The sequence below is a fragment of the Vibrio sp. YT-19(2023) genome (assembly GCF_033337395.1).
This window is the reverse complement of record NZ_JAWOQN010000001.1, coordinates 434,215-446,430: the sequence shown is the minus strand read 5'-3', so window position 1 is coordinate 446,430 and position 12,216 is coordinate 434,215. Positions and strand designations below refer to the sequence as shown.

Sequence of the window (12,216 nt, the reverse complement as noted above, 5' to 3'; positions counted from 1 at the left end):
CTGAAACTCAGTATGTTGTTTAAGAACTGAACAACATGGGGCTACCATGTCTTCTCATCGAATTAAGCAACAAAGCCCTGGGGCACTAAGTCTGAAGCCATGTTGGCGGGGGCATTTGGTGCGGCAGTTAACAATCGGTATGGTGAGTTCTTAGAACAGTACGCCGATGATTTTAAACAGGAAGCATACGGCGAAGGGCAGAGAATGGGATTGACACCGATTCAAAGCCAAGTGTTCGCTCAAGCTTTCAATGAAGGTTTGGCGGGACGCGTATTCAACTCTGAAGACTCATCGAGTTGGTCGCCTGAAATGCTTGGCATAAGGGAGCAAATGCTAAATGAGTATCGTCAAAAGGATGAGAGTGGTGCTTACATCCCTGACAGTGTGTCCGAAGAAGATAAAGCATTTGTGGATAAGCAGATAGCGGTGATCTCAAATGCATCCCTTGCGGGAGATTATGCTCAGAACAACTTGATCGATATTAGGGCCTATAACCAGGCATCAGGAAGGAACTAGAAATAGAAGGTAGCCAGCGTGGTAGGCTGGCTACTTTTTTGGTTTTTTGGGGAGAATAGATGAGCGACCATCTGCAAATTCGTTTACCCAGTACCAATATTTTTTTTCGCTCAGGCTTAGTTCTCGACCGGTATCTTTCAGTTGCCTTTGAAACAAACGGATTAGACCGCTTAAGCCCAAGAAAGCTAAACCGACACATAACATTGTCCAACTCGCTTGCCAATATGCGATTGCTACAAACACTAAGGTGACAGTTATAAGGCCGATAGGACTAGCAGTTGCTTTGAACCCCAAGTAACTGAAAAAAACGATGGTGCAAATCAGAAATGGCAAAGCCGCTAACTTGGCAGATGCTGTTAATATTTCTGAGGGAAAAAAATGAGCCACAGCCAAAGTCGCCAGAAAAAGCCCCAGTGAAATAACCCAGCAGCGTGCTGGTAAAGATTTAAGTAAGTTTGTCATCTTCTTAGTACTCTCAAAGTGCACGGGCGGTGCACAATCAAATCATGTATCAGCATGTTAGTTCTCAAAAAGTGCTCTAGTGGTTTGCTCGGCCATAATCTCGCACACAGGACATTTAAGCTGAATGCGCTGTTGAGATACCGTCAAATACAGACTGCCGCATCGACACCGGTGTAAGGATGCAAGCTGTGATCTTAAATCACGAGCTAGAACCCAACCTTCATTGATGGTCAGTTTTTTCCAGGGGATCTCAGCTGGAAGATCTGCCTCTTCTCTTGCAACCAAGTACGCATCGTAAGCCTTCATCAAAGCATCGATATTTAATTGCTTGTAGACATTATCACCACCAATATTGACATAAAGCGCCATCAGCAGGGAGCCTTCAACTAGGGCTCTTCTGCTTTTAACGATGGCATCAGATTCTGGCAATTGACCAGGACAAGGTGACTTGCCAGTCACTTCTTTGTGCAGCCTTCTGATAATGTGGATTGGCAAACCTGTATCGAGCGCGATAATGGTCGTTCGAAATCCGTATTTAATAAGCAGCGAGGCTCGGGTAAACAGCTCACTTTTGGACAGGTTATCAATCATGCATCCCCCTTGTTGTTTAGGGTTGATAATAGGTAAGCGATTCTTGGGATACCTGTACCTTTACTCTTCACCATCTCAATCAGTTGGCTTTGGTTACCCCTTGGTTGAAACAGCATGAATGATGAGGTCGCCACTCGTTGCAGGTCATCAACACCAGCATTAATCAGAGCATCAACCACGTCGCGTGTAAGTCCAAAGCGCAAGACGGCCTCTTGCGGATCAATTCGCGCTAATTCTCGTGCTGCGTGTAGGTACGCCAAATTTAATTGATAGAAGTCTTGTTGATTGGTTGTCATTGACGGACCTCCAGTTCATGTAAAATATTGCGATAGATAGAAAGCACTCTTTGCCCATACCAGCGTGCACGCTCTTCGTTCCAACTGTGATAGCGGCCTATGCCAAGCTCTAAATCATTTGGTGAAGACTTGATTGCTTCGGCCAAAATACTTGAGCCGACCGTAAGGTTGGTGATGGGGTCTAGCAGTTCCGCTGCTGAGCTCACCCGATGCCCATGCCAATGCAAATTGATTTGCATAAGGCCAATATCGAGCTGATATTTTTCAGTCTCTTGCAGTGCCTGGTTTAACAGTTGCTCTGCTTCTGTCTTAGATTTGGCGTAGGTTGCGTTTGAACCATTGCGAATTGCGTATGGCCATGGACTGGTCATGTTGAGACCACGATGTGAGGCCGACTCAGCCAAGGCAACGGCGTAGAGCATGACTGGATCAATACCAACGCTTTGTGCTGCTTTTTCCCACTGATAGCCCGGAAACGCATAGACTGAAGTGCTTGCGGACATGGCTATCACTAGGGCAATGGTTTTTGCTTTAATCGTTTTCATTTTTGTCCTCTAATTGATTTCCGAGAAGCGCCTGAATGGCTTTCGGGCTTATTCTTTTCAAAGGCACTGCGCTAAAGTCAGCGATGCCTCTTGTATAAACTTGTGCTGCTTTTGACCAGTCGCCCACGGTAACCGGCGCTTGCATATCAAATCCTTTTTGCTGGTTCTGATGGTCTGCAATACCCTGTAATAGCCTTGGGTATTCACCCACTTCGCCCCGCAGCAAGTAAGCCTGGTAGCGTGTTAAAAACTCTTTTTGCTTAAAGGGGTATTCCCTGTCATCAACCTTGCAGAGTTCAACCCATCCACCCATATCTGAAATCACGCGGTGGATAAGCGCATCGTCAAACATCACTGATGTCCAAGCGCCAACCTGACGAACAGCCTTGTCAACTTTGTTCCAAGCAACCATGGCTCTTGAACCCGAGTTGCCGTCGATATGCTTGATGACGTCAGCGGGCTTTGGAAAAAATTGCCCTGTATCCGGTGATTGAATATGCCGAGTTAGACCGATTCGCACATCTTCAATGCTATAAGCACGAAGGGCTTCAAATGCGATGGATAGCAATTGTGGTGATACGCTTTTGCCATACATGGCCCAAGCGGCTCCCCAAACTTCAGCAAACTCGCGTTTATCAACCTCCTGCACTTGAACGAACCTCCCGAATACCTGGTCCGGCCCAGCTTTCAGCAATGCGGCGATTGCTTTCTTCAATATTCAATTGGTGATTGCTGCCCTTTAGGCTCGTCGATGATTGCTGTACTTCATCAATGCGAACGTACTCGTCTTCCCATTGCCGGTTTAAAAGCCAGTTATGTGGCATAGGGGTCTTAGTCCGATCTTGATACTGCAATCGGTTATCTCGTTGCTCTTTCCAGCGTGTTAGCACTTCCAAGGCGAGTTCATGGTCTTCATTGAGGCCCATGCGTAGCCATTCTTCTTTGGCTTTCGCTTTTTTTTCTTTGCGTATTTGTACATCCCAGAAGTCTTCAAACTGTATGTGGTTAACAGTTTTAACTGTTGGTTTATTGCTTCTCTCAGAGTCATCCGACCGTTGAGAGTCCCTTACCGGGTTGCCATCAGGCATAAACAATGATGAAAATTCTTCTGGAAGCCGAGCTTGAAAAGCGGCAAGAGATTTCAAAAGTGATGCCATACCAATGAAGTCGGCAGGTACATCTTTAAGCAACCGAAAGGCTGCTTTACCTTGGTTTGGGTTTTCGATTGGGTTGTGCTTCAGAAAGCTCCGAATCAAAGTCCAACCGGATTCCTCGCAACGAATGAGGAACTGATCTTGTTCTAACTCATTTAGAGCCTTGGCAACCTGTTGCTCATCCCAGTTCAAGTCAGAAGCAACGTAACCAATCGGCAATCGAAAGCAGCCAAGCAAATTACAATGTGGGCATGTAAGCAAATACAGTCCTAGCAACTTCGCTGAGTCACTCCAGGACAAAACATTTTGCTTTAGCCAAAAGCGGGTATAGACCTTGCCATAATCACGCATGGAGGTACTCGCTTCTGTGTTTACGTAATATGCTGACCATTACTTGCCCTTAATCCTACTGGTTACTGGCTTTCAGCTCGCTTGGGCATTCGGGGTAGATGTCCGGTCTTAACTGAGATCGGGTTACCTGTCCTTGCGTAGCTTGTTCGATGGGTAAAACGAATTCAGCGGGAACACGCCCTGATTTATTCAACCAAAACCAGACGTTTTGCTGCTTTGAGTTGATGGCTCGTGCTAATGCTGATTGCCCGCCGACCAAGTCAATGGCACGGCGGAGATGTTTTTGTGTCGTGTTGAACACTTCCATACCGTCTCCTGTTACAATAATAACTGTTACAAGATTGAATGTTACAGTTTAAACTGTAGTTAAGTCAACAGTTAAAATTGTTGAAAGGCTACAGTTTTATTTGTAGAATACGGGCTTATGAAAACTTTATCCGAACGACTAAACCATGCCTTGCAGCTTACTGGGGTGACTCAGTCTGAGTTGGCTCGTCGCATTGGTATCAAACAGCAGTCGATCAGCCAGATTTGCTCTGGTAAATCGGCTAGGTCTCGTTACACCATGCAGATCGCGGAGGCGCTTCGCGTGAATGCTCATTGGCTCGCCACAGGTGATGGCGAGATTGGCTTGGGGGTCGGTAATGTAGAAGTCGGGCCTGATATTAAGGGAAGAATTCCTCTTATTAACTGGGTTCAGGCCGGTGATTGGACTGAAATAGCGGAAGGATTTGCTCATGAAGATGCTGAGGAGTGGCGTGAAGTCACTGGGAAAGCACATGAGGGTTGTTTCGCACTTCGCGTAAAAGGCGACAGTATGGAAAATCCAAGCGGAAAAAAATCCATACCTGAGGGAGCAGTGATCGTTGTTGATCCTGAGTTACCTTACTCTTCAGGTTCATTGGTTGTTGCGCGTTTGGATGATTCGAAAGAAGCAACCTTTAAGCAGTTGGTCATTGACGGTGAACAGAAGTTCCTAAAACCTTTGAACCCCCAATACCCTGCAATACCGATCAACGGCAACTGCACCATCATCGGTGTAGTACGACAAGCTATCATCGATTTCTGGTAGCGAAGGAATTTGTGGTTTAGCCACAGTTGTTCATGAGCTGAAGAAGCAACGATTGCAAACAGCTACAACTGAGCATTGGCGCACGCTGAGAGTAAATGGTAACCGATTAGATAACCATTGATTGTTTATAAAGTCAAGATCAGCGAAAATAGCGGCCAATTACGATTAACACGACGGATTTGACAAGCGAAGAACTGAAAAGAGAGTACTTCCAAAAGTGTGTACAAATCCGTGTACAAACTAAAAGAATTTATACATGGCAAACCAAGATTTTCTCAATGAAATCAATAAGCGAAGGACCTTTGCTATCATCTCTCACCCGGATGCGGGTAAAACCACCATTACTGAAAAAGTACTGTTATTCGGAAACGCGATCCAAAAAGCAGGTACGGTTAAAGGTCGTGGTAACGCACAGCACGCAAAATCAGACTGGATGGAAATGGAAAAGGAACGTGGTATCTCGGTTACTACTTCTGTAATGCAGTTCCCTTACAACGATTGTCTGGTAAACCTACTTGATACGCCTGGACACGAAGACTTCTCGGAAGATACTTACCGTACTCTAACGGCAGTTGACTCATGTCTGATGGTTATCGATGCAGCGAAAGGTGTTGAGGACCGTACTCGTAAACTAATGGAAGTTACACGTCTACGTGACACGCCAATCGTAACCTTCATGAACAAACTTGACCGTGACGTTCGTGATCCAATGGAAGTATTGGATGAAGTAGAAAACGAATTGGGCATGATGTGTGCGCCAATCACATGGCCAATCGGCTGTGGTAAAGAGTTTAAAGGTGTTTACCACATTCACCGTGATGAAACGATTTTATACGAATCAGGTCACGGTCATGAGATTCAAGAAGTTCGAATCATCAAAGGTCTCGATAACCCAGAGCTTGATGAAAAAGTTGGTGCAGGCCTTGCGGAAAGTGTTCGAGAAGAGCTTGAGCTTGTCATGGGTGCTTGCCCTGAGTTTGATTTGGAAATGTTCTTAACAGGTGACCTGACGCCAGTTTACTTCGGTACTGCATTAGGTAACTTTGGTGTGGATCATATGCTAGACGGTCTAACTGAATGGGCTCCAGCGCCGAAAACTCGTCAAGCGGTTGAACGTGAAGTTGAAGCGACTGAAGAGAAGTTCTCTGGTTTCGTATTTAAGATCCAAGCGAATATGGACCCAAAACACCGCGACCGTATCGCATTCATGCGTATTGTATCGGGCACTTACACGCAAGGTATGAAGATGAACCATGTTCGTCTTGGCAAGCAAGTGAGTATCTCTGATGCAGTAACCTTTATGGCTGGTGACCGTGCACGTGCAGAACACGCTTACGCCGGTGACATCATTGGTCTACACAACCACGGCACTATTCAGATTGGTGATACCTTTACGCAAGGTGAATCACTGAAGTTCTCTGGTATTCCGAACTTCGCTCCGGAACTATTCCGTCGTATTCGCCTGAAAGATCCATTAAAGCAGAAGCAGCTTCTCAAAGGTTTGGTTCAGCTATCAGAAGAAGGTGCGGTACAGGTATTCCGTCCTCTACAGAACAACGATCTGATCGTTGGTGCCGTTGGTGTACTTCAGTTCGATGTTGTTGTGGCTCGTTTGAAATCTGAGTATAACGTTGAAGCGATTTATGAAGGCATTAACGTTGCAACTGCTCGTTGGGTTGAGTGTGGTGATGCGAAGAAACTGGATGAGTTCCAACGCAAGAATCAAGCGAACTTAGCATTGGATGGTGGTGATAACCTAACGTATATCGCCCCAACAATGGTTAACTTAAACTTGGCGAAAGAGCGTTTCCCTGACGTTGATTTCCGTGCGACGCGTGAGCACTAATTTGCGCGGTTAGGGTAAGCCTTAACGCAAACTAGATTTTAAAACGCCCTTGGCTATAAACTTAGCCAAGGGCGTTTTTATATAAGGATAAGATATGAATTGGTTTAAACGTGGGCTAAAGCGTTACGACAACTGGTGTAAAGAGATGGGGTTAACTCCCGATCAGAAACGCAGTTGTGTCCCATATCGAAAAGACCCAGCCCATCAAACTGAAGAGAAGAGTGAAGCCCAACCATCCTCTGATTTTCTGCCCGCAGATACAGATAAAAAGCGTCAAGATGAAGCTCTTTGATACGCACTGCCACTTTGATTTTGATGTGTTTCAAGATGACTTTGCACATCAACTTGAGCTTGCTCAAACGCAAGGCGTCGCAAGAATTTTGATTCCTTCCGTCGGTCCGCAAAACTGGGCTCGTATTCAAACTTTGGCAGAGCAACATGCCAATTTGTATTATGCGCTCGGCTTTCATCCGTATTTTCTTGAAGATAACGTTGAGCAGCACCTTACAGAGCTAGAAGGCTATCTAAATCAAAAAGGGCAGCAGTGCGTGGCAATAGGAGAGTGTGGTTTAGATTTTGCCATTGATGTTGATCCACAGTTGCAAGAAAAGATACTTGAAGTTCAATTTGAGCTGGCTAGACGCTTCGAACTCCCAGTTATTTTACATAGCCGAAAAGCGCACAATCGCCTCATTCAAATGGTGAAAGCGGCGAATCTCCCTAGAGGTGGTGTGCTACACGCTTTTTCTGGGAGTTATCAGCAAGCCATGGAGTGGGTCAAATTAGGTTTTTTTATCGGTGTAGGAGGAACGATTACCTACCCAAGAGCCAAGAAAACACGCGACGCAATTCAAAAATTACCACTCGAAAACCTAGTAATCGAAACAGACGCACCAGATATGCCTATACTTGGATATCAAGGGGAGTCAAATCACCCAGCCAAACTCATTCACGTCTTTAATGAGCTCGTAGAGTTGCATAACGGCCGAAAGCAATCGATTGCCTCTCAACTGTGGAAAAATAGCAATTTTGCTTTCTCGATATGTGAATAAAATCTAAAGATGTGGTTTGAAATCGAAAACGTTTTCCTGCTTATTGTGAATTAACTCACAAAGCTGGTTGAATCAATCATGAATCTTATAGGAAAGTGTGAGGCTGGCATTACTTTAATTGATTCTGCATGAGTATAATTGCCCCCGCTTTATAGCTCCATTTTGTAACACGCCAATAAATAACTTATAAGGAAGTCATAAACTATGAGCCTGTTTATGAGCCTAATCGGTATGGTAGTGCTTCTTGCGATTGCAGTGGCATTTTCTAACAACCGAAAAGCTATCAACTTTAGAACTGTGGGTGGCGCATTCGCTATCCAATTCGCATTAGGTGCATTTGTTCTGTATGTACCTTGGGGCCGTGATCTACTAAACGGTTTCTCTTCAGGTGTTTCTAACGTTATCAACTACGGTAACGATGGTTCATCATTCCTGTTCGGTGGTCTTGTTTCTGACAAGATGTTCGAAGTATTCGGCGGCGGCGGTTTCATCTTCGCATTCCGTGTTCTTCCTACACTGATCTTCTTCTCTGCACTGATTTCAGTTCTTTACTACATTGGCGTTATGCAATGGGTTATCAAGATTCTTGGTGGCGCACTACAAAAAGCGCTAGGCACTTCTCGTGCGGAATCAATGTCAGCGGCAGCTAACATTTTCGTAGGTCAAACTGAGGCACCTCTAGTTGTTCGCCCATTCGTTCCAAAAATGACTCAATCAGAGCTATTCGCGGTAATGTGTGGTGGTCTAGCTTCTGTTGCTGGTGGTGTACTAGCTGGTTACGCATCTATGGGTGTTCCACTAGAGTACCTAGTTGCGGCATCATTCATGGCAGCACCAGGTGGTCTACTGTTCGCTAAAATCCTTCACCCAGAGACTGACCAGCCTCACGAAAGTATCGAAGAAGCGATGGACGGCGGTGACGACAAACCAGTTAACGTAATCGACGCAGCTGCGGGCGGTGCGGCTTCTGGTCTACAACTTGCGCTTAACGTAGGTGCAATGCTAATCGCATTCGTTGGTCTAATCGCGCTAATCAACGGTATGCTAGGTGGCATCGGTGGTTGGTTCGGCATGCCAGAACTAACACTAGAGCTAATCCTAGGTTACGCGTTTTCTCCACTAGCATTCCTAATCGGTGTTCCATGGGCAGAAGCTGTAACAGCTGGTTCATTCATCGGTCAGAAAATCGTAGTGAACGAATTCGTTGCTTACTTGAACTTCACACCATATCTAGGTGAAAACGCTCAAGTAATCGCGGCAACTGGTGAAGTAATGTCTGAGAAGACAACAGCTATCATCTCATTCGCACTATGTGGTTTCGCGAACCTTTCTTCTATCGCGATTCTACTTGGTGGTCTAGGTAGCCTTGCACCAAACCGTCGTAGTGACATCGCTCGCATGGGTGTTAAAGCAGTTCTTGCAGGTACGTTGTCTAACCTTATGGCAGCGACAATTGCAGGCTTCTGCTTAAGCCTTGCAGCACTATAATTAGAATCGGTTCTTAATATATAGACGCCGTTTTACATCATGCCCTGTAGCAAGAGATTGCTGCGGGGCATTTTTCGTTTTTCGGGCTCCAAAATTTCATCGGGTGTTTGCCTTAGTCGAGGTATTACGCAGTCAATGGAATAGGGGCTAGGAAATTTTGAGATACAAACCGTTTGCGCTCTATTTGGTGCTACAGTTTTGCGGTGAAACTCTATAATGTATTAATCACAGGATAGTGGTTAAGCTTGATTCTTAATCACGTAATGAATATTACATAATCGATGGGCAAATGAATTGCCCTGCAATATCAGATCTAATAGGCGTTTTGCTTTGTGATGTGATATTAAAGACACCGCAATCATAGATTGTTGTGCCATAGGCCAAACTGGTACTGTGCGGTGACAAGGATAGCAATTGGCATATGATAAATTTTCGCTGTATATGCCGAGTCTTCAGGGAACCAAGTCCGTTCATTAATAGACTGTTTAGCCATTTACTCACATTGTCTCGACTTGTTGATTATAGTTAAAGACGTGATGTAAGGCTGAGTAGTGAATTTTTTGAATATTGATCGGAGATAGAAATGAGCGATTTAAAAGCAGCAGCGCTACGTGCACTTAAACTTATGGACCTAACTACGTTGAATGACGATGACACTGATGCAAAAGTGATCTCACTATGTCATGACGCGAAAACAGCAGTAGGCAACACAGCTGCAATTTGTATTTACCCTCGCTTTATTCCTATTGCTAAGAAGACACTTCGTGAGCAAGGTACGCCAGAGGTTCGTATTGCAACAGTAACGAACTTCCCACATGGTAACGACGACATTGAAATCGCAGTTGCTGAAACAAAAGCGGCGGTTGCTTACGGTGCAGACGAAGTTGACGTAGTTTTTCCTTACCGAGCGCTAATGGCGGGTGATGAGAAAGTAGGCTTCGAACTAGTTAAGCAATGTAAAGAAGCTTGTGGTGACATTCTTCTTAAAGTGATCATCGAAACAGGTGAACTAAAAGAAGAAGCACTAATCAAGAAAGCATCTCAAATCTGTATTGAAGCAGGTGCTGACTTCATTAAAACTTCAACTGGTAAAGTGCCAGTAAACGCAACACCAGAATACGCTCGCATGATGCTTGAAGTTATTCGCGACATGGGTGTTGCAGAAACTGTTGGTTTCAAACCAGCAGGTGGTGTGCGCACTGCTGAAGACGCAGCAGCATACCTAGCAATGGCTGACGAAATCCTAGGTGACAACTGGGTTGATGCTCGTCACTACCGTTTTGGTGCGTCTAGCCTGCTAACCAACCTACTAAATACATTAGAAGTATCGGACGACGTCGCTGATCCAACAGCGTACTAATTCCAATAATACGTCTGAACGGTAGCACCTAAACGGGTGCTACCAAACCTCTTCTATCCTACTACAACCATGGCTCAAAAGAGCTTGGGAGGCACTAATGTATTTACCACAAGAAATCATTCGTAAAAAACGTGACGGCGAAGTCCTAACCGCCGACGAAATCAACTTCTTTATTCAAGGCGTAGCGAACAACACGGTATCTGAAGGTCAGATTGCGGCGTTTGCTATGACGATTTTCTTTAATGAAATGACCATGGATGAGCGCATCGCCTTAACGTGTGCGATGCGTGATTCGGGCATGGTTATCGACTGGAGCCACATGAACTTCGGTGGTCCAATTGTCGACAAACACTCAACCGGTGGTGTGGGTGACGTAACTTCTTTAATGCTTGGCCCAATGGTGGCAGCGTGTGGCGGTTTCGTACCTATGATCTCTGGCCGCGGTCTTGGTCATACAGGCGGTACGCTGGATAAACTTGAATCTATCCCTGGTTACAACATTACGCCGAGCAACGATGTTTTTGGTCAAGTAACCAAAGACGCTGGTGTGGCGATCATCGGTCAAACTGGTGACCTTGCTCCTGCGGATAAGCGTGTTTACGCGACTCGTGATATTACCGCAACGGTAGACAATATCTCCCTGATTACGGCGTCGATCCTTTCTAAGAAACTGGCGGCGGGTCTGGAATCGCTAGTGATGGACGTAAAAGTGGGTTCAGGTGCATTTATGCCAACTTACGAAGCGTCTGAAGAGCTAGCAAAATCAATCGTTGCGGTAGCAAACGGTGCTGGCACTAAGACTACGGCAATTCTTACGGACATGAACCAAGTATTGGCGTCTTCAGCGGGTAACGCAGTAGAAGTTCGTGAAGCGGTTCGTTTCTTAAAGGGTGAATACCGTAATCCTCGTCTACTTGAAGTGACCATGGCTTCATGTGCTGAAATGTTAGTACTTGGCAAGCTTGCTGAGAACACAGAAGACGCACGCGCAAAACTGATGGAAGTGCTGGATAACGGCAAAGCGGCTGAGTGCTTCGGCAAGATGGTTGCCGGTTTAGGCGGCCCTGCGGACTTCGTAGAAAACTACGACAACTACTTAGAAAAAGCAGCAATCATTAAGCCAGTTTACGCAACAGAAACGGGCATTGTCTCTGCAATGGATACACGTGCTATCGGCATGGCTGTGGTTGCTATGGGTGGTGGTCGTCGTGTTGCTACTGATGAAATCGACTACGCAGTTGGTTTCGACGAGTTCATCCGCCTAGGTGAGGTCGCAGACAGTGATAAACCTCTTGCGGTCATCCACGCTCGCACTGAAGAGCAATGGGAAGAAGCGGCAAAAGCACTGCGCAGTGCAATCAAAGTAGGTGGTGAATACACACCAACTCCAGAGGTTTACCGCCAAATTCGTGCAGAAGATATCTAATAGAACAAGTAATTACACAAGGCCTACTCAACCATAATAAAAAGCCGAGTGGGCCTA

The 12,216-nt window shown here is 45.6% G+C and carries 15 protein-coding genes and 1 pseudogene; 8 read left to right on the top strand and 8 right to left on the bottom strand.

Annotation, left to right across the window (positions count from 1 at the left end; translation table 11 throughout):
• Positions 1–78 precede the first annotated feature (78 nt).
• Positions 79–516 (top strand): annotated as a pseudogene (locus R7E78_RS02085) (conjugal transfer protein TraG); the annotation flags it as partial.
• Positions 517–546: 30 nt separating this feature from the next.
• On the opposite strand, the gene eexR reads toward R7E78_RS02085, so the two are convergent.
• Genes eexR through R7E78_RS02050 form a run of 7 tightly spaced genes read right to left on the bottom strand, consistent with a single transcriptional unit; the run spans position 547 to position 4,222 of the window.
• Positions 547–978, bottom strand: coding sequence for an entry exclusion protein EexR (gene eexR, locus R7E78_RS02080; RefSeq protein WP_055064014.1), 432 nt, complete (start codon positions 976–978; stop codon positions 547–549).
• Between the two features lie 57 nt (positions 979–1,035).
• Positions 1,036–1,569, bottom strand: a complete 534-nt coding sequence (locus R7E78_RS02075; protein WP_000566753.1) for a FlhC family transcriptional regulator — start codon at positions 1,567–1,569, stop codon at positions 1,036–1,038.
• On the bottom strand, positions 1,566–1,865 hold the full coding sequence (locus R7E78_RS02070) for a flagellar transcriptional regulator FlhD (RefSeq protein ID WP_000210563.1): 300 nt from the start codon (positions 1,863–1,865) through the stop codon (positions 1,566–1,568). Before R7E78_RS02070 ends, R7E78_RS02075 begins: the two co-directional genes overlap by 4 nt.
• A complete protein-coding gene (locus tag R7E78_RS02065; RefSeq protein ID WP_008843242.1) occupies positions 1,862–2,410 on the bottom strand; it encodes a lytic transglycosylase domain-containing protein in 549 nt (182 codons plus the stop codon). Before R7E78_RS02065 ends, R7E78_RS02070 begins: the two co-directional genes overlap by 4 nt.
• On the bottom strand, positions 2,397–3,059 hold the full coding sequence (locus R7E78_RS02060) for a DUF6475 domain-containing protein (RefSeq protein WP_262640721.1): 663 nt from the start codon (positions 3,057–3,059) through the stop codon (positions 2,397–2,399). Before R7E78_RS02060 ends, R7E78_RS02065 begins: the two co-directional genes overlap by 14 nt.
• A complete protein-coding gene (locus R7E78_RS02055) occupies positions 3,046–3,915 on the bottom strand; it encodes a hypothetical protein (protein ID WP_025441475.1) in 870 nt (289 codons plus the stop codon). The genes R7E78_RS02060 and R7E78_RS02055 overlap by 14 nt, the downstream gene beginning before the upstream one ends.
• 55 nt (positions 3,916–3,970) lie before the next feature.
• Positions 3,971–4,222 carry a helix-turn-helix domain-containing protein gene (locus tag R7E78_RS02050; protein WP_000451746.1) on the bottom strand — a complete coding sequence of 84 codons (252 nt, stop codon included), beginning with the start codon at positions 4,220–4,222 and terminating at the stop codon, positions 3,971–3,973.
• A 117-nt stretch (positions 4,223–4,339) separates the two neighbouring features.
• On the opposite strand from R7E78_RS02050, the gene R7E78_RS02045 reads away from it, so the two are divergent.
• The 5 genes from R7E78_RS02045 to R7E78_RS02025 all read left to right on the top strand — a co-directional run bounded on the left by R7E78_RS02045 (position 4,340) and on the right by R7E78_RS02025 (position 9,373).
• On the top strand, positions 4,340–4,987 hold the full coding sequence (locus R7E78_RS02045; RefSeq protein ID WP_025441476.1) for a LexA family protein: 648 nt from the start codon (positions 4,340–4,342) through the stop codon (positions 4,985–4,987).
• A 256-nt stretch (positions 4,988–5,243) separates the two neighbouring features.
• Positions 5,244–6,833, top strand: coding sequence for a peptide chain release factor 3 (prfC, locus tag R7E78_RS02040; protein ID WP_005391671.1), 1,590 nt, complete (start codon positions 5,244–5,246; stop codon positions 6,831–6,833).
• A 94-nt stretch (positions 6,834–6,927) separates the two neighbouring features.
• A complete protein-coding gene (locus tag R7E78_RS02035; RefSeq protein WP_005380125.1) occupies positions 6,928–7,125 on the top strand; it encodes a DUF5363 family protein in 198 nt (65 codons plus the stop codon).
• Positions 7,112–7,885, top strand: coding sequence for a TatD family hydrolase (locus tag R7E78_RS02030; protein ID WP_005380129.1), 774 nt, complete (start codon positions 7,112–7,114; stop codon positions 7,883–7,885). The genes R7E78_RS02035 and R7E78_RS02030 overlap by 14 nt, the downstream gene beginning before the upstream one ends.
• A 204-nt stretch (positions 7,886–8,089) precedes the next feature.
• Positions 8,090–9,373 carry a NupC/NupG family nucleoside CNT transporter gene (locus R7E78_RS02025; RefSeq protein ID WP_005380131.1) on the top strand — a complete coding sequence of 428 codons (1,284 nt, stop codon included), beginning with the start codon at positions 8,090–8,092 and terminating at the stop codon, positions 9,371–9,373.
• Positions 9,374–9,731: 358 nt separating this feature from the next.
• Here the strand turns inward: R7E78_RS02025 and R7E78_RS02020 are convergent, their stop codons facing one another.
• Positions 9,732–9,866 (bottom strand): hypothetical protein, encoded by a 135-nt coding sequence (locus R7E78_RS02020; RefSeq protein ID WP_005391675.1) that lies wholly within the window; start codon positions 9,864–9,866, stop codon positions 9,732–9,734.
• A gap of 90 nt (positions 9,867–9,956) precedes the next feature.
• On the opposite strand from R7E78_RS02020, the gene deoC reads away from it, so the two are divergent.
• Complete coding sequence (deoC, locus tag R7E78_RS02015) at positions 9,957–10,733, top strand: deoxyribose-phosphate aldolase (RefSeq protein ID WP_005380133.1); 777 nt, start codon at positions 9,957–9,959, stop codon at positions 10,731–10,733.
• 97 nt (positions 10,734–10,830) lie between these two features.
• A complete protein-coding gene (gene deoA, locus R7E78_RS02010; protein ID WP_104975558.1) occupies positions 10,831–12,159 on the top strand; it encodes a thymidine phosphorylase in 1,329 nt (442 codons plus the stop codon).
• Positions 12,160–12,216: the final 57 nt, after the last annotated feature.

Coding starts and splice junctions, on each gene's coding strand:
- eexR (WP_055064014.1), bottom strand. CDS start 978: ATGACAAACTTACTTAAATCTTTACCAGCACGCTGCTGGGTTATTTCA.
- R7E78_RS02075 (WP_000566753.1), bottom strand. CDS start 1,569: ATGATTGATAACCTGTCCAAAAGTGAGCTGTTTACCCGAGCCTCGCTG.
- R7E78_RS02070 (WP_000210563.1), bottom strand. CDS start 1,865: ATGACAACCAATCAACAAGACTTCTATCAATTAAATTTGGCGTACCTA.
- R7E78_RS02065 (WP_008843242.1), bottom strand. CDS start 2,410: ATGAAAACGATTAAAGCAAAAACCATTGCCCTAGTGATAGCCATGTCC.
- R7E78_RS02055 (WP_025441475.1), bottom strand. CDS start 3,915: ATGCGTGATTATGGCAAGGTCTATACCCGCTTTTGGCTAAAGCAAAAT.
- R7E78_RS02050 (WP_000451746.1), bottom strand. CDS start 4,222: ATGGAAGTGTTCAACACGACACAAAAACATCTCCGCCGTGCCATTGAC.
- R7E78_RS02045 (WP_025441476.1), top strand. CDS start 4,340: ATGAAAACTTTATCCGAACGACTAAACCATGCCTTGCAGCTTACTGGG.
- prfC (WP_005391671.1), top strand. CDS start 5,244: ATGGCAAACCAAGATTTTCTCAATGAAATCAATAAGCGAAGGACCTTT.
- R7E78_RS02035 (WP_005380125.1), top strand. CDS start 6,928: ATGAATTGGTTTAAACGTGGGCTAAAGCGTTACGACAACTGGTGTAAA.
- R7E78_RS02030 (WP_005380129.1), top strand. CDS start 7,112: ATGAAGCTCTTTGATACGCACTGCCACTTTGATTTTGATGTGTTTCAA.
- R7E78_RS02025 (WP_005380131.1), top strand. CDS start 8,090: ATGAGCCTGTTTATGAGCCTAATCGGTATGGTAGTGCTTCTTGCGATT.
- R7E78_RS02020 (WP_005391675.1), bottom strand. CDS start 9,866: ATGGCTAAACAGTCTATTAATGAACGGACTTGGTTCCCTGAAGACTCG.
- deoC (WP_005380133.1), top strand. CDS start 9,957: ATGAGCGATTTAAAAGCAGCAGCGCTACGTGCACTTAAACTTATGGAC.
- deoA (WP_104975558.1), top strand. CDS start 10,831: ATGTATTTACCACAAGAAATCATTCGTAAAAAACGTGACGGCGAAGTC.